The sequence below is a fragment of the Pseudomonas sp. SIMBA_068 genome, assembly GCF_046534705.1.
Taxonomy (GTDB): domain Bacteria; phylum Pseudomonadota; class Gammaproteobacteria; order Pseudomonadales; family Pseudomonadaceae; genus Aquipseudomonas; species Aquipseudomonas putida.
In genome coordinates, this window is the sequence record NZ_JAWRYI010000007.1 from 322,036 (window position 1) to 341,719 (window position 19,684).

The following is a 19,684-nucleotide window of genomic DNA, read 5'->3' on the forward strand; positions in this document are numbered from 1 at the left end:
GCCCGGGGCGACCTGCAGCCGAAATACCTTGTCAAACAACTGCCAGTGGCGAATTCGCTTCCTTTATTATTCAGGATCGATTTCGTTGAACTGGCAATATTCTTCCCACCCCATCCCCAGCGCCTCGGCCACCTCGCGGTGCGTCTCCAGGCGCATGGCCTGCAGCTGCTCCGGGGTTTCGGCAATCAATTGCAGCGCCAGCTCCCAGGGCTGAATGCCCTGCTCATCGGCCGCATCCTCGAATGCCCACTCGATCTGCTGGGCCTGCTCGCGCGCATCCAGCTCACGAATCTCTTCGAGCAGCTGCGGGTTGGCCTCGGCAAAGCGCTGTAGCGCCAGGGCCTGACGGGATTCTTTTGCAATCATTGGGCTGTTCCTCTGCCGGCCAACCAGGCCGGTGTTTCAACCGGCTGAAATCTAACAGCTTTTATTGGGATGCCACTAGAGGATTGCAAGGGGGGCGGATGTGAATTGGCTGGGAGGGCGTTCGCCACGACATTTTCAGCGCCAGTGAGACCGAGCGCCGCCCGCGCGGCGCTTCGCAGCACAAGGCTGCTCCTACATTTGTTTCGGGCCAATTATTTCTGTGAGATTTGCGCGCGAATACCTTGGCGCATGACGCGATATCGCGCCGTACAAGCAAGGCGGTCGCGTGCGTCTGCCGCAGGATTGACTGGCCCAAAACAAATGTAGGAGCAGCCTTGTGCTGCGAAGCGCCGCGCGGGCGGCGCTCGATCTCACTGGCGCCGAAACACCCAAGCCATACACACCACAACCACTCAAAACCCAAAACAAAAAGGCGCCCGATCTTACGATCAAGGCGCCTTTTCTGGAATATGGGGTGGACGATGGGAATCGAACCCACGACAACTGGAATCACAATCCAGCGCTCTACCAACTGAGCTACGCCCACCATATTGCTGGTGTTGCAGTGTTGCAGTACAGCTTTACAGAAGCATGGTGCGGACGAAGAGACTCGAACTCTTACAGCTTGCGCCGCTGGAACCTAAATCCAGTGTGTCTACCAATTTCACCACGTCCGCGTAACGCTTAAAACAAAGGCGCCAGATGCTATCGAGGCGCCTTTGAAGAATATGGGGTGGACGATGGGAATCGAACCCACGACAACCGGAATCACAATCCGGCGCTCTACCAACTGAGCTACGCCCACCATATTGCATTACAACCTTACTTGCTTGCCCATGCTGCCTAATGGCGCACCCGGCAGGACTCGAACCTGCGACCATCCGCTTAGAAGGCGGATGCTCTATCCAGCTGAGCTACGGGCGCTTAAGCTTGAAGCCTAACCGAACGAGTCATTAACAGGTAACTGCTAAACCACTCATTCTGCCCGACTTAGCCAACCAGTGCTAGGCTGTGCCCGACAAGTGCGGCGAATCTTATAGGCGACCCCGAAAGTCGTCAACACCTTTTTCAAAAAAATTTAAATTATTTAAGGGGTTAGGGGATTTGCCCGACCACCCGCCTTTGCCCGTGGCGCGTGTCGTGCGAGAATACGCGCTCTTTATTGTTTCCTTCTCGATGGTTAATCACGCGTCTATGACTGCACACCTAATCGATGGCAAGGCGATCGCCGCCAGCCTGCGCAAGCAGATCGCTCAACGTGTCGTGGAGCGTCGCCAGCAAGGCCTGCGTACGCCCGGCCTGGCAGTGATCCTGGTCGGCACCGACCCCGCCTCGCAAGTCTATGTCTCGCACAAGCGCAAGGACTGCGAAGAGGTCGGTTTCATTTCGCAGGCATTTGACCTGCCCAGCGAAACCTCGCAGCAGGCCCTGACCGAGCTGATCGATCGCCTCAATGACGACCCGGCTGTAGACGGCATCCTGCTGCAACTGCCGCTGCCGGAGCACCTGGACGCCTCGCTGCTGCTCGAGCGCATTCGCCCGGACAAGGACGTGGACGGCTTCCACCCGTATAACGTAGGCCGCCTGGCCCAGCGCATTCCGCTGCTGCGCCCCTGCACACCGAAAGGCATCATGACCTTGCTGGAAAGCACTGGTCAGGACCTGTATGGCATGGATGCGGTGATCGTCGGCGCCTCCAACATCGTGGGTCGCCCGATGGCCATGGAGCTGCTGCTGGCCGGCTGCACCGTGACCGTCTGCCACCGCTTCACCAAGGACCTGGCCGGCCATGTCGGGCGTGCCGACCTGGTGGTCGTGGCTGCCGGCAAGCCGGGCCTGGTCAAGGGTGAGTGGGTCAAGGAAGGCGCCATCGTCATCGACGTGGGTATCAACCGCCAGGAAGACGGCAAGCTGGTCGGCGACGTGGTCTACGAGACCGCCCTGCCGCGCGCGGGCTGGATCACCCCGGTGCCGGGTGGCGTCGGGCCGATGACCCGGGCCTGCCTGCTGGAAAACACGCTGTATGCGGCGGAAGAGCTGCATAAGTAATAGCGCGTGATGCGAAAACGGCACCTCTGGCAGGTGCCGTTTTTTTTGCCTGTGATTTATGCATTGGCCTTGCTGGCCTCTTCGCGGGCTTGCCCGCTCCCACAGGAACCCCACAACCCTTGAGAGCGGTGCAGCCGAGCCCGCGAAGAAACCAACGCGGTGCTCAGCCGATCACTTGCGCGCCGCCTCCCACGACTTCAGCAGTTCGGTGTAGCTGACTGTCTCGCCCTTGGGCTTTTCGTTGGCCAGCTTGGGCTTCGGTGCGCCCGGCTGGTCGAACCAGTACTGGGCGTCTTTCTCCGGGTTCATCTTGGGTGCACAGGTCGCCTGGGCATTGGAGCGCTGCAAGCGTTCCATCATGCGGTCCTGGTCGCGGGCCAGGCCGTCCAGGGCTTCCTGCGGGGTCTTCTCGCCACTGGCCACTTCGGCGATATGGCTCCACCACAGCTGCGCCAGCCGCGGGTAATCCGGCACGTTGGTGCCGGTCGGCGTCCACTGCACCCGCGCCGGGCTGCGGTAGAACTCCACCAGCCCGCCCAGCTTGGGCGCAAGGTCGGTCATGGCCTGGGAGTTGATGTCCGACTCGCGAATCGGCGTCAGGCCGACGATGGTCTTTTTCAGCGACACGGTCTTGGAGGTGACGAACTGGGCATACAACCAGGCCGCCAGGCGTTGCTTCTCGGGGGTGGACTTGAAGAACGTCCATGAGCCGGTGTCCTGGTAGCCCAGTTTCATCCCCTCCTCCCAGTACGCCCCCTTCGGTGAGGGCGCCATGCGCCACTTCGGCGTGCCGTCGGCATTTACCACCGGCAAGCCAGGCTTGGTCATGTCGGCGGTAAACGCGGTGTACCAGAATATCTGCTGGGCAATGTTGCCCTGCGCCGGTACCGGGCCGGCTTCGGAGAAGGTCATGCCCTGGGCCTCCTTGGGCGCGTAGGCACGCATCCAGTCCACGTACTTTTGCGTGGCATAGACGGCCGCCGGCCCGTTGGTGTCGCCGCCGCGGGTCACGCTGGAACCCACCGGGTGGCAGTCCTCGACGCGAATGCCCCATTCATCCACCGGCAAGCCGTTGGGCAGGCCCTTGTCACCGCCACCTGCCATGGAGAACCAGGCATCGGTGAAGCGCCAGCCCAGCGAGGGGTCTTTCTTGCCGTAGTCCATGTGCCCGTAAACGCGCTTGCCGTCGATTTCTTTGACGTCTTCGGTGAAGAACTTGGCAATGTCCTCGTAGGCCGACCAGTTCACCGGCACGCCTAGCTCATAACCGTACTTTTCCTTGAATTTAGCCTTCAGCTCTGGGCGCTCGAACCAGTCGGCGCGAAACCAGTACAGGTTGGCGAACTGCTGGTCGGGCAGTTGGTAGACCTTGCCATCCGGCGCAGTGGTGAAGGAAATACCGATGAAATCCTTCAGGTCGAGGGTCGGCGAGGTGTAGGCCTTGCCCTCGTTGGCCATCAGGTCGGTAATCGATTCCACCTTGCCATAGCGAAAGTGCGTACCGATCAGGTCGGAGTCGTTGACCCAGCCGTCGTAGATGTTCTTGTCCGACTGCATCTGCGTCTGCAGTTTCTCCACCACATCGCCTTCCTGCAGCAGGTCGTGGGTCAGCTGTATGCCGGTGATCTCGCTGAAGGCCTTGGCCAGCACCTTGGATTCATATTCATGGGTGGTGATGGTTTCCGACACCACATTGATCTTCATGCCACGGAACGGCTCGGCGGCCTTGATGAACCACTGCAATTCAGCCAGTTGCTGTTCAGGGGTAAGGGTTGAAGGCTTGAACTCACTGCCGATCCATTTTTTTGCTGCATCTTCGTACTGGTCGGCCCAGGCAGCGCCATGCGCGCTGGCCAGTACCAGCAACGCGGCAAGGGTCAAATGTCGCCTGTTGTGCTTGTTATCGAACATTGTGATCTCCCGTTTCAGTTATCCCACAGGGCCGCTCGCTCAGCCCCAGCGCAGCACCACCACCAGCCACGCCAGCGATAGCAGCGAGGCCACCCACAAGGGCCAGTCGCTGACGCCGACCACCAGCAGGTGCAGGTAGGCGCTGGCCAGCAGGCCGATGAACAAGCGGTCACCACGGCTGGTGACCAGCGGCAAGAAGCCCCGTCGCTCTATGCAGGGGCGGCGCAGTTCAAGCAGGGTCATGCTCACCAGCAGCACGCCAACGGCGACGAAGAACAGCGCCGTCGGCAGAGTCCAGGCCATCCACTCCATGCGTTGCCCTCCTCACACCCGGCCCAGGGCAAAGCCCTTGGCCACATGGTTACGCACGAACCAGATCACCAGCATGCCGGGCAAGATGGTCAGTACCCCCGCCGCCGCCAGCACACCCCAGTCGATGCCTGATGCCGACACGGTGCGGGTCATTACCGCAGCAATCGGCTTGGCGTTCACCGAGGTCAGGGTGCGCGCCAGCAGCAGTTCGACCCAGGAGAACATGAAGCAGAAAAACGCCGTGACGCCGATACCGGAGCCAATCAGCGGAATGAAGATTTTCACGAAGAAGCGCGGGAAGCTGTAGCCGTCGATGTAGGCCGTTTCGTCGATTTCCTTGGGCACCCCCGACATGAACCCCTCCAGGATCCACACCGCCAGCGGCACGTTGAACAGGCAGTGGGCCAGGGCCACGGCGATATGGGTATCGAACAGGCCAATCGACGAGTACAGCTGGAAGAACGGCAGCAGGAACACCGCCGGTGGCGCCATGCGGTTGGTCAGCAGCCAGAAGAACAGGTGGCGGTCGCCGAGGAAGCGGTAGCGCGAGAAGGCATACGCCGCCGGCAACGCCACCAGCAGCGAAATCAGCGTGTTCAGGCACACGTAATACAGCGAGTTGAGGTAGCCGCTGTACCAGCTGGCATCGGTGAAGATCACCCGGTAGTTGTCGAGGGTGAACGCCTGCGGCCACAGCGTCAGGCCACCCAGGATCTCGGTATTGCTCTTGAACGACATGTTCAGCAGCCAGTAGATCGGCACCAGCAGGAAGAAGAAGTACAGCAGCAGGGCCAGCGATTTGCGCGTGCTCATGGCCTAGTCCTTGTCGGCATGGGTCATGGCTGTGTAGAACAGCCACGACACCAGCAGGATGATCAGGAAGTACACCAGCGAGAACGCCGCTGCCGGGCCCAGGTCGAACTGCCCCACGGCCATGCGCGTGAGGGTCTGGCTGAGGAACGTCGTGGCGTTGCCCGGCCCGCCACCGGTCAGCACGAATGGCTCGGTGTAGATCATGAAACTGTCCATGAAGCGCAGCATCACCGCGATCAGCAGCACGTTCTTCAGCTTGGGCAGCTGGATATGGCGGAACACCGCCCAGCCCGAGGCACGGTCGATGCGTGCAGCCTGGTAGTACACGTCGGGGATGGCGCGCAGCCCCGAATAGCACAGCAATGCCACCAGCGAGGTCCAGTGCCACACATCCATCACCAGCACGGTGAGCCAGGCGTCGAACGGGTAACCGGCATAGTTGTAGCTGACCCCAAGCTTGGCCAGGGTGGCGCCGAGCAGGCCGATGTCGGCACGGCCGAAAATCTGCCAGATGGTGCCGACCACGTTCCACGGGATCAGCAACGGGATCGCCATGATGATCAGGCACAGCGAGGCCATACGCCCCTTGGTCGGCATGGTCAGGGCAATGCCGATACCCAGCGGGATCTCGATCAGCAGCACACAGGCGGAGTAGATGAACTGGCGCAGCAGCGCATCGTGCAGCGCCGGGTCACGCAGCACCTGGCGGTACCAGTCGGCACCGACGAAGTAGCGGTTGGACTGATCGAAGATGTCCTGCACCGAGTAGTTGACCACCGTCATCATCGGTACCACTGCGCTGAACGCCACCAGCAGAAACACCGGTAGCACCAGCCACCAGGCCTTGTTGTTCTGCACCTTGTTGCTCATGGCCCGGCCTCCAGCAGCACATCGTCGACGTACAACATCAGCCACTGCGCCGGCAGGCTGACCCAGGCCTGCTCCACGGGCAACGGGCGGTCCTCGCCCAGCCGCGCCTTGAGCGCGACACCGCCCAGTTCGAGGGTGACGATGCGGTAGGTGCCCAGGTCTTCGACATCCAGCACGCGTGCCGGGTGGGCATCATCGAACGGGCTGTCCCACAGCTGCACGAACTCTGGGCGAATGCCCACCTGCAGTCGCCCACATGCTGTCGCCGCCAGGCGCTCGCGCAGGCCATCGGGCAGCGCCAGGTGGACATCGCCGAACACCACCCCGTCCGCCTTGGCACGCACGTCGATCAGGTTCATCCCCGGGCTGCCGATGAAGTAGCCAACGAAGGTATGCCGCGGCCGCTCGAACAACTCGCGCGGTGTGCCGAACTGGACAATGCGCCCGCCGTGCATCACCGCGATCTTGTCGGCGAAGGTGGAGGCCTCCAACTGGTCGTGGGTGACGTAGATCATGGTGATATTGAACTGCTCATGGATCTGCTTCAGCTTGCGCCGCAGCTTCCACTTCAGGTGCGGGTCGATCACCGTCAGCGGCTCGTCGAACAGGATCGCCGACACGTCATCGCGCACCAGGCCGCGCCCCATGGAGACCTTCTGTTTTTCGTCGGCACTGAGGTTGCGCGCCTTCTTGCGCAGCACGCCAGCCAGGTCGAGCACCTCGGCAATTTCTTCCACCCGGGCACGCACCCGGGCTTCATCCAGCCCCTGGTTGCGCAAGGGGAAGGCCAGGTTGTCGAACACCGTCATGGTGTCGTACACCACCGGGAACTGAAACACCTGAGCGATATTGCGCGCCTGTGGTGACAGCTGGTTGACCGGTTTGCCGTCGAACAGCACTTCGCCATGGGACGGCGTCAGCAGCCCGGAAATGATATTGAGCAAGGTCGACTTGCCGCAGCCCGATGGCCCGAGCAAGGCATAGGCACCGCCCTGCTCCCACACATGATCCAGTGCGTGCAGGGCATAGTCGGCCTCGCTGGCGGGCTGGCGGCTGTAACTGTGCGCCAGTTGGCGCACGCGGATTTCGGCCATCACCCTCTCCTTGCCTGGCGCAACCCCGGGGCCTGCACCAACGTCCCGGCGCTGTCGAAGACGAACAGCTTGTGCGTGGGGATGAACACGCGAATCGGCGTGTCCACCTGGTACTCGTGCACACCGGGCAGGTGCAGGACCATGCGCCAGTATTCGTTGCGCACATGCAGGAAGGTTTCTGAACCGCTGATCTCTGCCAGTTCCACCAGCACCGCCAGCTCCAGGTCATCGTCATGGGCCGGCACCAGGGTGATATGGCTGGGGCGCACGCCAAAGCGGTAGTCGCCCTCGGCCAGCGGCTGCAAGTCGGCATTGCGGGCAAAGTGTACAGCCTGGGCAAGGCTCACCTCGTTGCCACTGATACGGCCCGCCACCAGGTTTATCGGCGGCTCGGAAAACAGTTCGGCAGCCAGCACACTGCCCGGGCGCTGATACACCTCGGTGGTGGGCCCGCTCTGCACGATCCGGCCTTCGTGCACGAGGGTGGTGGTGCCGCCCAGCGCCAGCGCCTCGTTGGCCTCGGTGGTGGCGTACACGGCAATGCAATGACGCGCCGCAAACAGTTCGCGCAGTTCTTGGCGCAGGCCTTCGCGCAACTTGTAGTCGAGGTTCACCAACGGCTCATCGAAGAGGATCAACGAGGCATCCTTGACCAATGCCCGGGCCATCGCCGTGCGTTGCTGCTGGCCGCCGGAGAGTTCCAGCGGCAGGCGCTGCAGGTAGGTTTCGATGCGCAGCATCTCGGCAGTTTCCTGCACCCGCCGGCGGATCTGGTCCTCGGCCATGCGCGCCTGGCGCAGTGGCGAGGCGATGTTTTCGAACACGCTCAAGGTCGGGTAATTGATGAATTGCTGATACACCATCGACACATTGCGCTGGCGTACCGGCACACCGGTGACGTCCTGGCCATCCATCAGCACCCGGCCCTTGTCCGGGCGGTCGAGCCCCGCCATCAGGCGCATCAGGCTGGTCTTGCCGGCGAGGGTGCGGCCCAGCAGCACGTTGAACGAACCGGGCTCGAAACGCAGCGAAGCCTCGACGATCCAGGGCTGGTTATCGACGCTGCGGCTGACCTGCTCCAGCACCAGGGACATGGCGTGGCCTTCTTGTGATTGTTGTCTGCCATGCACAGCCAGTTCCGTGCCAGTCGCCCCCCGGTGCTCTGGTCCGGGGCCTGGGTGGCAGCGCTGGCAAATCGCGGCTTCACACCTGAACACAATCACTGAACAACTGAACACTTGCCGGTTTGACAATGAACACCCGTGGACAACACTGAACAGCGGTCGGCCCATAACAACAACCCGAAGGACAGGCCCATGGCCGCATCCGCTTCGACCCACTCCCAGCTGATCCAGGCTTCCTGGGCCCGCTGCCGCGATCACGGCCTGCAGCCGCAGCACGCGCCGGATTTCGACTGCCTGACCCGCACCGAGCTAAGCGCCCTGCTGGAACAGCGCCAGGCGCTGCTGCGGCTGACCCGCGAGGAGGTACTGCCGCAATACACACACCTGCTGGGCAACGCCAGCTACCTGGTGATGCTGGCCGATGCCAGCGGCTGCATACTCGATAGCTGGGGCTCGCGGCGTTTCATCGAGCCGAATCAGCAGCAGGGTTTCAGCGCCGGTGCCCATTGGCTTGAGCGTGGCGTCGGCACCAATGCCCTGGGCACCACGCTAATTTGCGCCCAAGCGATCCACGTGGGCCAGGACGAGCACTTCCTGCGCCAGAACCGCTACATGTCCAGCGCAGCCGCCCCCCTGTTCGACGCCGCGCGGCAGCTGGTCGGAGTGCTCGACGTTGCCAGCGACGGCTACCTGCCGGCCAGCCAGACGCTTGGCCTGGTGCGCATGATGGGCCAGAGCCTGGAAAACCGCCTGATCCTCGCCGAGCATGCCGACCGGCATGCGCTGCTGATCTTCAATAGCGCCTCCGACAACCTCGACAGCCCTTGGGCCGGCCTGCTGGTGTTCGATGAGCGTGGGCAGGTGCTGGCCGCCAATCACCGGGCCGACAGCCTGCTCGGTGGTAATCCGCTGCGGCAGAACATCGAGCAGCTGTTCCAGTTGCCCCTGCAACAGCTGCTCAGTCATCCCCGAGAACAGGCATTTGCCCTGCAAGCCACCGGGCGCAACCGCTTTCATTGCCAGTGGCATCCCCCACGCAAAACCGCTCGCCGCCCCGAGGCCGACAGTGGCGAACCTCGCCTGGAAAAAGCGTTGCAACAGGCCGGCCTGTTACTGGAAAAAGACATCCCGGTGTTGGTGCAAGGTGAAACCGGCGTCGGCAAGGAAGTGTTCGTCGACAGCCTGCACCGCGCCAGCAGCCGCGCCAACCGGCCGCTGGTCGCCGTCAACTGTGCGGCGATCCCCGCCGAGCTGGTGGAGTCGGAGCTGTTCGGCTACGACAAAGGCGCCTTCACCGGCGCGCACCACAAGGGCAACCCGGGGCTGATCCGCAAAGCCCACCACGGCATCCTGTTTCTCGATGAAATCGGCGACATGCCACTGCCCACCCAGGCACGCCTGCTGCGTGTGCTGCAGTCACGGAGCATCCAGCCGCTGGGCAGTGGCGAGCCGGTGGCAGTGGATATCCGCGTGGTGTCGGCCAGCAACCGCGACCTGGCCGAAGAAGTGCGCGCAGGGCGCTTTCGCCAGGACCTGTATTACCGCATCGCCGGCCTGGCCGTGGTACTGCCGCCGCTGCGCGAACGCGGTGACCGGCGCCAGTTGATCGAGCAGGTGCATGCGCGTTTTCGCGACCCTGGGCAACCCACTCGGCTGTCCCCGGCCATTATCGACCTGCTGGATCAACACCCTTGGCCAGGCAACCTGCGTGAACTGACAAGCGTGCTACAAGTTGCGCTGGCCTTGGCGGGCAACGGGCCTATCGGCGTCGAGCACCTGCCTGCGGGCTTTCTGGCCGAGTCGCCGATGGCGGTGCTGGTGGCGGCCGAAGAGACGGACCTGCAGATGCTGGTCGAGCAAGCCAACGGCAACCTGTCGGCGGTCGCACGCCGGCTCGGGATCAGCCGCACCACGCTGTACAAGCGTTTGCGGGCGCGATGAAGCCATATTTGCACCAATGCTGCACTTGACCGAGCGGCTGATGGCCGCTCAAGGGTCGCGCCACTGCACCGGCTGGCGGTAGGTCTGTGCCCAAGCTTGCACTTCATTGGCCGGCATCGGCCTGGCGATGCAATAGCCCTGCGCCAGCTCGCAGCCCAGGCCCATCAACACCCTGCCGTGTTCCACACTCTCCAGTCCTTCGGCTACGACCTCGCGGCCGAAGGCTCGCGCCAGGCCGATCACTGCGGCGGTCAGGGCAAGGTCATCCTGGTCGTGCAGGATGTCGCGCACGAACGACTTGTCGATCTTGATCGTCTGGGTCGGCAAGCGTTTCAGGTAACTCAACGACGAGTAACCGGTGCCGAAATCGTCCAGCGAAAAGCGCACGCCCAGCGCACGACAGGCGTCCAGGCAGCGGCTGACGTGCTGCAGGTTGTCGATGGCCACTGACTCGACGATTTCCAGGTCCAGCCGCGACGGGTCCACCTGCGGGTACGCTGCCAATAGCTGCTGCAGGCGCTCGGTAAAGTCACTGCGCTGTAGATGCCGTGCAGCGATGTTCACACTCAATGACCAAGGCTGCCCCTGGCGCCCCCAGGCCTGCAGCTGGCTCAGGGCCTGGCCGATCACCCATTCGCCGATTTCGACGATCAGGTCGGTCTGCTCAACCCAGGGCAGAAAATCGCCGGGCGGCACCACGCCACGGCCTGGCCGCTGCCAGCGCAGCAAGCCCTCGAAACCTAGCACCTGGCCACTGCGCAGGTTCACCTTGGGCTGGTAATACAGGCACAGCTCGTGGTTGTTCAGGGCCCGTCGCACCCGCGCCACGGTCTGGTGGGTGGCCTTGAGCTCCTGCTCCTGCGATACGTCGAACAAGTGATAGCGGTTGCGCCCGCGCTGCTTGGCCACATACATGGCCTGGTCGGCGTGGCGTACCAGCGTATCGGCATCTTCGTCATCCTGGGGGTACAGGGTCACGCCGATACTGGCGCTGAGCGACAGCGTGTGTTCGCGTACCACATAGGGCGCCGCCAATGCCCGCAACACCCGCCTCAGGGCTGCATGCAGCTGGCGCTCATCATCGACATTGCGCAGGATCAGCACGAATTCGTCACCCGACAACCGGGCCACGGCATCAGCACCGCGCAAGATACTCTTCAAGCGCTGCGCCACCTCCACCAGCAGCAGGTCGCCCACGGCATGCCCGTAGCCGTCGTTGACCGCCTTGAAGCCATCCAGGTCGAGCATGCACACCGCCAGCGAGATGTCTTCGCGGCGCGAGTAGGCCAGGGCCTGGTTCAGCAGCTCGGACAGGTAGACGCGGTTGGGCAGACCAGTTAGCACATCGTGGCCCACCCGCCATTGCAAGGTATGCAGCAGCTGGCGCTTCTCCGTGACGTCAAAGCGGATCGATACGTACTTGCGCACCTGGCCAGTCGCCGGGTCGACCAGTGGCACCATGGTGCTGTCGACCCAATACAGCGAACCGTCCCTGGACCGGTTGCAGATTTCGCCCTTCCACACCCGCCCGGCGGTCAGGGCCTGCCACATGCCGACGAAGAACGCCGGCTCGTGCAGGCCGGAGTTGAGGATACGGTGGTTGGCGCCCAGCAGTTCCTCGCGGCTGTAGCCCGAGATGCTGCAGAACTGCTGGTTGACGTACGTGATGTTCCCACGCAGGTCGGTTTCGGAAAAGATCGCGGCCGCGTCCACGGCCGCACGATAGTTATCATCCATGAAGCATCCTGCCTTAGCGGTTGAAGCGCTCCACCAGGGCGCGCAAGCCGACGCACACCTGTTCCAGTTCGGCCCCGCGCGAGGCGGCAGCGTTGGCGCTTTGGGCGCTGTGCTGGGCAATGCCGGCCACGCCATTGATCTGCCGCGAAACGTCTTCAGCCACTGCCGACTGCTGCTGCGAGGCGGTGGCCATCTGTTGGCTCATGTCACTGATACGCTGCACCGCATCACGAATGCCATGCAGTGCCTCGCGGGTTTCCTGTACCTGGGCAACGCCCTGCTCGGCGCCCGTGATGCCCTGGCTGGCAATTGTCACGGCTTCCTCGGCGCCACTTCGCAGGGTGTCGATGATGGCCTGGATGTGCAGGGTCGACTGGCGGGTCTTGTCAGCCAGCGCCCTCACCTCATCGGCGACCACGGCAAAACCACGGCCCTGTTCGCCCGCACGCGCGGCTTCAATGGCTGCGTTCAGGGCCAGCAGGTTGGTCTGCTCGGCAATACCGCGGATCATCCCGGCCGCCTCGGCGATGGCACCGGTCTGACCGGCCAGGTGGCTGACTGCCTGGTTGATCTGGGTCACCGTGCTGGCCAAGGTGCGAATGGCCGCGCCACTGGCATCGGCCACCTGGCTACCCTGTTCGGCCAACTGGTGCGCCGTGTGGGCTTCGGCCGCAGTCAACTGCACGTGGTTGGCCACTTCACCGATGGAGGCCGCCATCTGGTTCATTGCCGTGGCGCTCAGGTCGGTTTCTGCGCGCTGCTCCAGCAACGCTGCCTCGGTGCTGCGTGACAGCTGCCCGGCATCGTGGGCCGCCACTGCCATTTGCCCGGCCAGGTCGCTCAACCGCGTCAACGCAGTTTTCAACCGTGCCTCTTCGCTGATCAGCATCAGTTGCAGCTGCCCGGCAGCGCCAGGCAGGTCGCTGTAAGTCAACGCCGCGACCGGGTCGGCGAAGGTACCTTCGGCACCCTCGACCACCTGCTGCATCTGGCGGCCGAGGGCGTTGCGTTTCCACAGGCCATAGGCCATGAACAGCCCCACGGTCAGCCCCTGCCCCACCAGGCCAGGCCACAGCTGGTTGGCGCCCAGCGCCAACAGCCCACCGGCCAGGGGCAACGCCAGTGCCTGCACCAGCAGGCTCAGCCGGCGCGGCGCCGACAGTACCGCCTGGCCGGTACGCATCCGCGCATACAAGGCCTCGGCGCGGGCCACCTGCTCACGCGTGGGGCACACCCGTACCGACTCATAGCCAACCACCCGCCCGCCTTCGAGGATAGGCGTGACGTAGGCGTTGACCCAGTAATAGTCGCCGTTACGGCAGCGGTTCTTGACGATGCCCATCCAGCTCTTGCCAGCCTTCAGGTAGCGCCACATCAACTCGTATACCGCCGGCGGCATGTCCGGGTGGCGCACCAGGTTATGCGGGCTGCCGATCAGTTCGGCATCGCTGTAGCCGCTGATGGCGGCGAATTCGGGGTTGCAATAGGTGATCAGGCTGGCGGTATCGGTAGCGGAAATCAGCCGCTGGCCAGAGGGAAAACGTTGCTCGACCGGGGTTACCGGCAGGTTGAGGCGCACGATGAGACTCCATTCAAGGGGGTGCCAGGCGCTTGCTGCGAGCCTTTGCGGGATAAAAAATCCGTCAATGCGCTCTCAGTGACTGCCCGGTCAGGCGCGGATTCTACGAGTCCCGCCACATAAAGCAAATCAACCTTACGGATCATGGCGTTATCGATGATTCAACGTTCCCGGCTGCGCTTGGCAAGCTGATTGCAGCGGTATTCCCCGGCAGTGGCCGGGCCCTGCACAAACGCGTGCGGGCTCCCCTCACGGCACGCACCGAAGTAGAGCCTGGCAAGCCAAATTGCACCACAACTGGTCAGACCGGTAAGGCCAAAAACCCTTGCAATGTAGGATTTTTCGCGCTTTTATGGCTTCGCGCTGAACAAACCGGTAAGACCACAATAATTAAGTCCTGCGCTCTTTCGCCCCGTGCGGCTACCGAAGCAAGGACACCGATCAGAGACTCCCCCCATGCTCAAATGGTGCTCGCGTTCGATATTCCTGCAAGTCGTGCTCGGCCTTGCCCTCGGCATCGCCTGCGGTCTCAGTTTTCCCGACCTCTCCCTGCAACTAAAACCCCTCGGCGACGGCTTCATCAAGCTGATCAAGATGCTCATCGGCCTGATCGTGTTCTGCGTGGTGGTCAGCGGTATCTCGGGCGCGGGCGACCTGAAAAAGGTCGGGCGCATCGGCCTGAAGTCGGTGATCTACTTTGAAGTGCTGACCACCCTGGCGCTGGTGATCGGCCTGGTGTTCGCCTTCAGCAGTGGCATCGGCAGCGGTGCCAACATCCACCTGGACCAGTTGTCCAGCGCCGATGCCAACGGCCTGGCCGAGCGCGGCCAGCACATCCATGGCGCCACGGCTTTCTTCATGGACCTGATCCCCACCTCGGTTGTGGGTGCCTTCGCCGACAACAACATTCTCCAGGTGCTGCTGTTCTCGGTGCTTTTCGGTAGCGCACTGAACCTGGTGGGTGACTCGGCCGCCGGCATCTCAAGGCTGATCAACGAACTGAGCCATGTGATCTTCCGCATCATGGGCATGATCGTGCGCCTGGCCCCCATCGGCGTGTTCGGCGCCATCGCCTTCACCACCAGCAAGTACGGCCTGGAGTCGCTGCAGCACCTGGGCGGGTTGGTGGCACTGTTCTACCTGACCTGCGCCGGCTTCGTGCTGATCGTGCTGGGTACGGTGATGCGCCTGTCGGGCCTGAAGCTGCTGCCATTGATCAAGTACCTGCGTGAAGAGCTGACCATCGTCCTTGGCACCGCGTCGTCCGACGCCGTGCTGCCACAGATCATGCGCAAGCTGGAGCACCTGGGCATTGGCAGCTCCACGGTCGGCCTGGTCATCCCCACCGGCTACTCGTTCAACCTCGACGGCTTCTCCATCTACCTGACCCTGGCCATCGTGTTCATCGCCAACGCCACCGGCACGCCGCTGGAAATGACCGACCTGCTGACCATCCTGCTGGTGTCGCTGGTGACTTCCAAGGGGGCTCACGGCATCCCAGGCTCGGCGCTGGTGATCCTCGCCGCCACCCTGACAGCCGTGCCGGCGATTCCGGTGGTGGGCCTGGTGCTGGTGCTGGCGGTGGACTGGTTCATGGGCATCGGCCGGGCATTGACCAACCTGATTGGCAACTGCGTGGCCACCGTGGCCATCGCCCGTTGGGAAAAGGACATTGACCTGGAGCGCGCGCAGAACGTGCTCGACGGCAAGCTCGGCTTTACCCCGACGCCGCGCAAACAGCCCAACACACATCATCAACAGGAATTTTGACCGAAAGTGGCCGGCGATGACGCCGGCCCTTGCAGGAGCGAACCGTGATCAGCTCATCGACCGTCGTCACCTCAGTGGTGGAAAAACTGCGCCAGGCCCTGGCCCGGGGCCAATGGCGCACCGGCGACATGCTGCCGGGCCAGCGTGAGCTGGCCGAACAGCTGGGCATCAGCCGCCCAAGCCTGCGCGAAGCGGTGACCGTACTGGAAACCCTGGGCCTGGTACGCTCCCTGCCGGGCAAGGGCGTACTGGTACTGGACGCCGACGCCGTCATCCAGGAACCAGGCATGGACACCAGCGCCGCGGCCAGCCTGGCCGATGTGCTGGAGCTACGCTACACCCTAGAACCCTTCATCGTCGGGCTGGTGGCGCAGTCGGCCAACAGCCAGGACGTCGGCCAGTTGCGCCTCACCCTGATGGACATGCGTGAAGCGCTGGAGGCCGGTGACAGCGAAGCCGGGGTAAAAGCCTACATCGCGTTCCATGAGGCGTTGTTCACCCTTACCACCAACCCGATCTTCCAGAGCGTGGTGCAGCAGACCGGCAATGCCTTGAAGCAAAGTGCCGACATGCTGCGCAATTCGCCGGAACACCTGGCCGCGCGGCTCAAGGAAAACGAAGCCGTGGTTCGCGCCATTCGCGAACGCAACAGTGCCCAGGCCAGCGCCCAGATGCGCCAGCACATTCTGGCCGAAGGCCAGCGCATGGGCATCCCGTTGAACATCCCGGACGACCACCCGCGCCCATGACCCCAGGAGAGCGACCATGAACGCCGCCCCCCACCTGCCATCCCTGCTGGCTGCTGGCGAAACCCGCCTGTCGGCCGAGCAGATCTACCCTCGGCTGTTCGACGCCATTCTCGAACAGCGCCTGCCACCGGGGGCCCTGTTGCCCGAGCAGGCGCTGGGCCATGCCTTTGGTGTCAGCCGCACCGTGATTCGGCGTGTACTTGGGCGCCTGTCCGACCAGCAGGTGGTGGTGCAGCGCCCCAGCCACACCGCGCACCTGGCCGCGCCCGACCCGGACCAGGCGCGCCAGGTGCTCAGTGCCCGGCGCCTGGCCGAAACCACACTGATCACCCTGGCTGCCCAGCGCGCCCGGCCGGCGCAGGTGCGCCAGCTGCGGCAACTGGTGGACCGCGAACGCCAGCACCATGAAAGCGGCGAACGTTGCGCGGCGATCCGCCTGGGCGGCGAGTTTCACCTCAAGCTGGCCCAGGTTGCAGCCAATGCGCCACTGGCGCGGTTTCTCAATGGCCTGGTTCCCATGACCTCGCTGATCATCGCCCGCTACGAATCGCCGTGCTGCGACCACTGCGCCTGGCAGGAACATGCGGCGATCATCGATGCCGTGGAGCAAGGCAATGCCGAGGCGGCGCTTGGGCTGATGCACAAGCACCTGGACCGCCTGGAAGAAAAGCTCGACCTGAAATAACCGCTCATGCTGACGCGGTTCCTGTAGGAGCAGCCTTGTGCTGCGAAGAAGCCATAGCTGGCGAAGATGATCTTTTGCCTTGCCGGCCTCTTCTCAGCACAAGGCTGCTCCTACAGGGGCCGCGGTGGCCGGGCGATGGGCTGCACAGCAGCTCCAATAACCCCACTCTATACTGCGAGAACCACCCCAGCCTCTACCAGGGAGGCGGTTGCGTGAGTTCTCGAATCCCTCTGCTGCTGTGCCTTCTGCTGGCGCTCGCCGGTTGCGCGGGCAAGCGCCCGCCTGCCCCGCCCCCCCCTGCGGTGCTCACGCCCGCCGCCTGGCAACGCATCGACCAGGAACTGATCGATGCCTCGGTCGGCGCCGCCGGTTCGGCCAACGACTATGCCCGGCGCTCCATGCGGGTGTGGCGGGAGCAGGTACAACAGCGCACTGAAAGTGACTTCATCCCCTGGTTCACCGGCTACTGGACCCAGCAGTGGCTGACCCTCAAGGTGGCCTGGTACAAACTGGACAGTGGCAAAGGCCGGGAACCTGCGGAAAAGCGCCTGGCCCTGTACCTGCAGGAGCAGTACCACGAGCGGGTGATCGAGCCGGTGGCCGAACAGATCAACCCCGAGGGCATCCGCGACCGGGCCTGCGAGCTGTACCTGCAACTGTTCGGCCAGCAGCTGCCAGCCATCATCAGCCGCTACAACGCACCGCCCGAGCAGCTCAGCCAGCGCCTCAACCGGATCCCCGCCATCGCCCTGGGGCCACCGGATGCCCGCAATGCCAGTCTGTATCAACTGCTACGGGCCAAGCCGCTGGACCAGCAGCCGGCCTGGCAAGCCATGCGCCAGCACCTTCACCAACTGGCCACCAAAGGCCCCGGGAAGACCGATATCGGGCTGAATTCGGTGGCCACCCAGGCGAGCGACAAGCTCGGCGCTACCCTGGCCCCACGCGGCATCGCCAGCGCCGTGGCATCGGCAGTCGGCAAAGTGGCAGGGGCCATGATTTCGATCGCCGCGGCCGGCTACGGCATGATGACCCATGACCGCGAACAGCCGCAGATGGTCGAGCAGTTGCGGGTGATCCTCAACGTGGCACTGAACCAGGAATGGCAGGAGTTGATGGAGAACCGCCAGAGCGGGGCAATGGCTGGGGTGTATTATCTGTCGGGGCAGGTTGAGGACAGCTTGCTGGCCAGCATGCCGCGGCCAGCCGAGCAACCGGCGGAGCAGCAGGTGAAGCAGCAGCAAGAACCTTTGATCATCCGCCTGCCGCCTTAGGCGGTAGCCATGGCCGAGCTAGGCAGCCCAAACACCCGGTCAAACGCCCAGTTGTAGGCAAAGGTGTAACAAGGCACCAGAATGATGAATGCCATGTCCACCAGCAGCGCTTCAACCAGCGTCATGTCCAGCCACCAGGCAATCAGCGGGATCAGGTACACCACCAGGGTCAGCTGAAAACCGATGGCATGCGCCACTCGGCGCCACACGCTGCGACCGCGCTTGGCCTGGCGGCTCTCCCAGTGTTCGAACAGGGTGTTGTAGACCAGGTTCCAGAGCATGGCGATGGTGGTGATCATGACCGCCAGTGGCCCGGTATGCGACGCCTGGGTGTCCGACAGGTAGGCCAGCCCGAGGGTCGACATACACAGCCCGATCAATTCATAGAAAGTCACGTAGACCAGTTTGCGTTTCAGTCCCTGCACCCGGGGTTACCTCCAATGACAATAGCGATGGGGCGAGATCATGCTTCATCGTGCTTGACAGCAAAAGTCAGCAGCTGTCAGATCTACTGACAGGAGGCTGCCATGAACTTTTCCAGCGACAACATCCAGCTGTTTCTTGCCGTGCTCGACCGCGGCTCGTTTTCCGCCGCCGCACGCGCCCTGCAGCGGGTGCCGTCGGCCGTGAGCATGGCCATCGGCAACCTTGAGGCCGAACTTGGCTACAGTCTGTTCGAACGTGGCTCGCGTGAAGTTCGCCCAACCGCACAAGCCCTGGCCCTGGAGCCACACGCCAGGCTGATTGCCGAGCAACTGGGGCTGCTGCAGGTTCATGCCCAGGAGCTGTCCCAGGGTTTGGAAAGCAGCTTGAGCGTGGCCGTTGTGCCAGACATCGATCACCGCCCCTTGCTGGCGGCCATCGCCCGCCTGGGCGAGCGCCACCCGTTGCTGGACATCGCCCTGCTCAGCGCCCCGCACGAAGAAGCCCTGCATCTGCTGGACAGTGGGCGGGCCGACCTCTGTGTGGCCTTTGCCGGCCTGCAGGTCGATGCCCGCCGAGGCTTCCAGCACATCGGCATGGAGTCGCTGGTGGCGACCCTGTCGCCCACCCACCCTGCCTTGCGCGAGGGGCGCATTCACTACCTCGAAGACCTGACCCGGGTGCGCCAGATTCTTGTTCGCAGCCGCGACCTGCCGCTGGCCGACCCGCGCCCGCTGATTGGTGCAACGCATTGGTCCACCGACAGCTTCGACCTGGCATTGCAGATGGTCGAAGCCGGCCTGGGCTGGGGCGACCTGCCGCTGTCGCGGGTCGCGCCGCTACTGGCCAGCGGACGCCTGGTACGCCTGGATTTTCGCAATACCCGCAACGAGTTGCAGCTGCCGGTACACATTTTTTGGCGCAAACAACAACCGCTGCAGCAGGCTGCACGGCTGTTGATTGAACAGCTGGCGAATCAGTGACTGC

The 19,684-nt window shown here is 63.4% G+C and carries 17 protein-coding genes and 4 tRNA genes; 7 read left to right on the forward strand and 14 right to left on the reverse strand.

Going from position 1 to position 19,684, the window contains the following annotated elements:
• Positions 1-66 precede the first annotated feature (66 nt).
• From SB756_RS18220 to SB756_RS18240, 5 genes are all read right to left on the reverse strand, one after another.
• Positions 67-366 carry a DUF6388 family protein gene (locus SB756_RS18220; protein ID WP_016500560.1) on the reverse strand — a complete coding sequence of 100 codons (300 nt, stop codon included), beginning with the start codon at positions 364-366 and terminating at the stop codon, positions 67-69.
• Between the two features lie 471 nt (positions 367-837).
• Positions 838-913 (reverse strand) — tRNA-His (locus SB756_RS18225).
• A 45-nt stretch (positions 914-958) separates the two neighbouring features.
• A tRNA-Leu gene (locus SB756_RS18230) sits at positions 959-1,043 on the reverse strand.
• A 52-nt stretch (positions 1,044-1,095) separates the two neighbouring features.
• Positions 1,096-1,171 (reverse strand) — tRNA-His (locus tag SB756_RS18235).
• A gap of 42 nt (positions 1,172-1,213) precedes the next feature.
• Positions 1,214-1,290 (reverse strand) — tRNA-Arg (locus SB756_RS18240).
• Positions 1,291-1,560: 270 nt separating this feature from the next.
• Between SB756_RS18240 and folD the strand changes: the two genes are divergently transcribed.
• Positions 1,561-2,415, forward strand: a complete 855-nt coding sequence (folD, locus tag SB756_RS18245) for a bifunctional methylenetetrahydrofolate dehydrogenase/methenyltetrahydrofolate cyclohydrolase FolD (protein WP_016500563.1) — start codon at positions 1,561-1,563, stop codon at positions 2,413-2,415.
• A 171-nt stretch (positions 2,416-2,586) separates the two neighbouring features.
• Here folD and SB756_RS18250 read toward each other — a convergent pair whose 3' ends face one another.
• Genes SB756_RS18250 through SB756_RS18275 form a run of 6 tightly spaced genes read right to left on the reverse strand, consistent with a single transcriptional unit; the run spans position 2,587 to position 8,509 of the window.
• On the reverse strand, positions 2,587-4,326 hold the full coding sequence (locus SB756_RS18250) for a carbohydrate ABC transporter substrate-binding protein (RefSeq protein ID WP_410911302.1): 1,740 nt from the start codon (positions 4,324-4,326) through the stop codon (positions 2,587-2,589).
• Positions 4,327-4,365: 39 nt separating this feature from the next.
• Entirely contained in the window at positions 4,366-4,638 is a 273-nt protein-coding gene (locus SB756_RS18255; protein ID WP_410911304.1) for a DUF2160 domain-containing protein, read from the reverse strand.
• Positions 4,639-4,650: 12 nt separating this feature from the next.
• Positions 4,651-5,451 carry a carbohydrate ABC transporter permease gene (locus SB756_RS18260; protein WP_016500566.1) on the reverse strand — a complete coding sequence of 267 codons (801 nt, stop codon included), beginning with the start codon at positions 5,449-5,451 and terminating at the stop codon, positions 4,651-4,653.
• A gap of 3 nt (positions 5,452-5,454) precedes the next feature.
• Positions 5,455-6,321, reverse strand: coding sequence for a carbohydrate ABC transporter permease (locus tag SB756_RS18265; protein ID WP_410911306.1), 867 nt, complete (start codon positions 6,319-6,321; stop codon positions 5,455-5,457).
• Entirely contained in the window at positions 6,318-7,415 is a 1,098-nt protein-coding gene (locus SB756_RS18270) for an ABC transporter ATP-binding protein (RefSeq protein ID WP_410911308.1), read from the reverse strand. The genes SB756_RS18265 and SB756_RS18270 overlap by 4 nt, the downstream gene beginning before the upstream one ends.
• The gene (locus tag SB756_RS18275; RefSeq protein WP_341798140.1) at positions 7,415-8,509 is read right to left on the reverse strand and encodes an ABC transporter ATP-binding protein; all 1,095 of its coding nucleotides are present in this window, start codon (positions 8,507-8,509) and stop codon (positions 7,415-7,417) included. Before SB756_RS18275 ends, SB756_RS18270 begins: the two co-directional genes overlap by 1 nt.
• A 222-nt stretch (positions 8,510-8,731) precedes the next feature.
• Between SB756_RS18275 and SB756_RS18280 the strand changes: the two genes are divergently transcribed.
• Positions 8,732-10,480 (forward strand): sigma-54-dependent Fis family transcriptional regulator, encoded by a 1,749-nt coding sequence (locus SB756_RS18280; protein ID WP_410911309.1) that lies wholly within the window; start codon positions 8,732-8,734, stop codon positions 10,478-10,480.
• A 48-nt stretch (positions 10,481-10,528) separates the two neighbouring features.
• Here SB756_RS18280 and SB756_RS18285 read toward each other — a convergent pair whose 3' ends face one another.
• Together SB756_RS18285 and SB756_RS18290 are read right to left on the reverse strand one after the other, a co-directional pair.
• Positions 10,529-12,217, reverse strand: a complete 1,689-nt coding sequence (locus tag SB756_RS18285; RefSeq protein WP_410911311.1) for a putative bifunctional diguanylate cyclase/phosphodiesterase — start codon at positions 12,215-12,217, stop codon at positions 10,529-10,531.
• Positions 12,218-12,230: 13 nt separating this feature from the next.
• The gene (locus tag SB756_RS18290) at positions 12,231-13,796 is read right to left on the reverse strand and encodes a PAS domain-containing methyl-accepting chemotaxis protein (protein ID WP_410911313.1); all 1,566 of its coding nucleotides are present in this window, start codon (positions 13,794-13,796) and stop codon (positions 12,231-12,233) included.
• A 456-nt stretch (positions 13,797-14,252) separates the two neighbouring features.
• Between SB756_RS18290 and SB756_RS18295 the strand changes: the two genes are divergently transcribed.
• The 4 genes from SB756_RS18295 (at position 14,253) to SB756_RS18310 (ending at position 18,274) form a co-directional block, all read left to right on the forward strand.
• Complete coding sequence (locus SB756_RS18295) at positions 14,253-15,566, forward strand: C4-dicarboxylate transporter DctA (RefSeq protein ID WP_016485879.1); 1,314 nt, start codon at positions 14,253-14,255, stop codon at positions 15,564-15,566.
• Between the two features lie 44 nt (positions 15,567-15,610).
• Positions 15,611-16,315: a FadR/GntR family transcriptional regulator gene (locus SB756_RS18300; RefSeq protein WP_341798136.1), complete on the forward strand. Its 705-nt coding sequence runs from the start codon at positions 15,611-15,613 to the stop codon at positions 16,313-16,315.
• 16 nt (positions 16,316-16,331) lie between these two features.
• Complete coding sequence (locus SB756_RS18305) at positions 16,332-17,000, forward strand: GntR family transcriptional regulator (RefSeq protein ID WP_341798135.1); 669 nt, start codon at positions 16,332-16,334, stop codon at positions 16,998-17,000.
• 212 nt (positions 17,001-17,212) lie between these two features.
• Positions 17,213-18,274: a hypothetical protein gene (locus SB756_RS18310; RefSeq protein WP_410911315.1), complete on the forward strand. Its 1,062-nt coding sequence runs from the start codon at positions 17,213-17,215 to the stop codon at positions 18,272-18,274.
• Here SB756_RS18310 and SB756_RS18315 read toward each other — a convergent pair.
• Positions 18,271-18,699 (reverse strand): PACE efflux transporter, encoded by a 429-nt coding sequence (locus SB756_RS18315; RefSeq protein ID WP_410911316.1) that lies wholly within the window; start codon positions 18,697-18,699, stop codon positions 18,271-18,273. The genes SB756_RS18310 and SB756_RS18315 overlap by 4 nt on opposite strands.
• A 102-nt stretch (positions 18,700-18,801) precedes the next feature.
• On the opposite strand from SB756_RS18315, the gene SB756_RS18320 reads away from it, so the two are divergent.
• Positions 18,802-19,680 (forward strand): LysR family transcriptional regulator, encoded by an 879-nt coding sequence (locus SB756_RS18320; RefSeq protein WP_410911317.1) that lies wholly within the window; start codon positions 18,802-18,804, stop codon positions 19,678-19,680.
• Positions 19,681-19,684 lie beyond the last annotated feature (4 nt).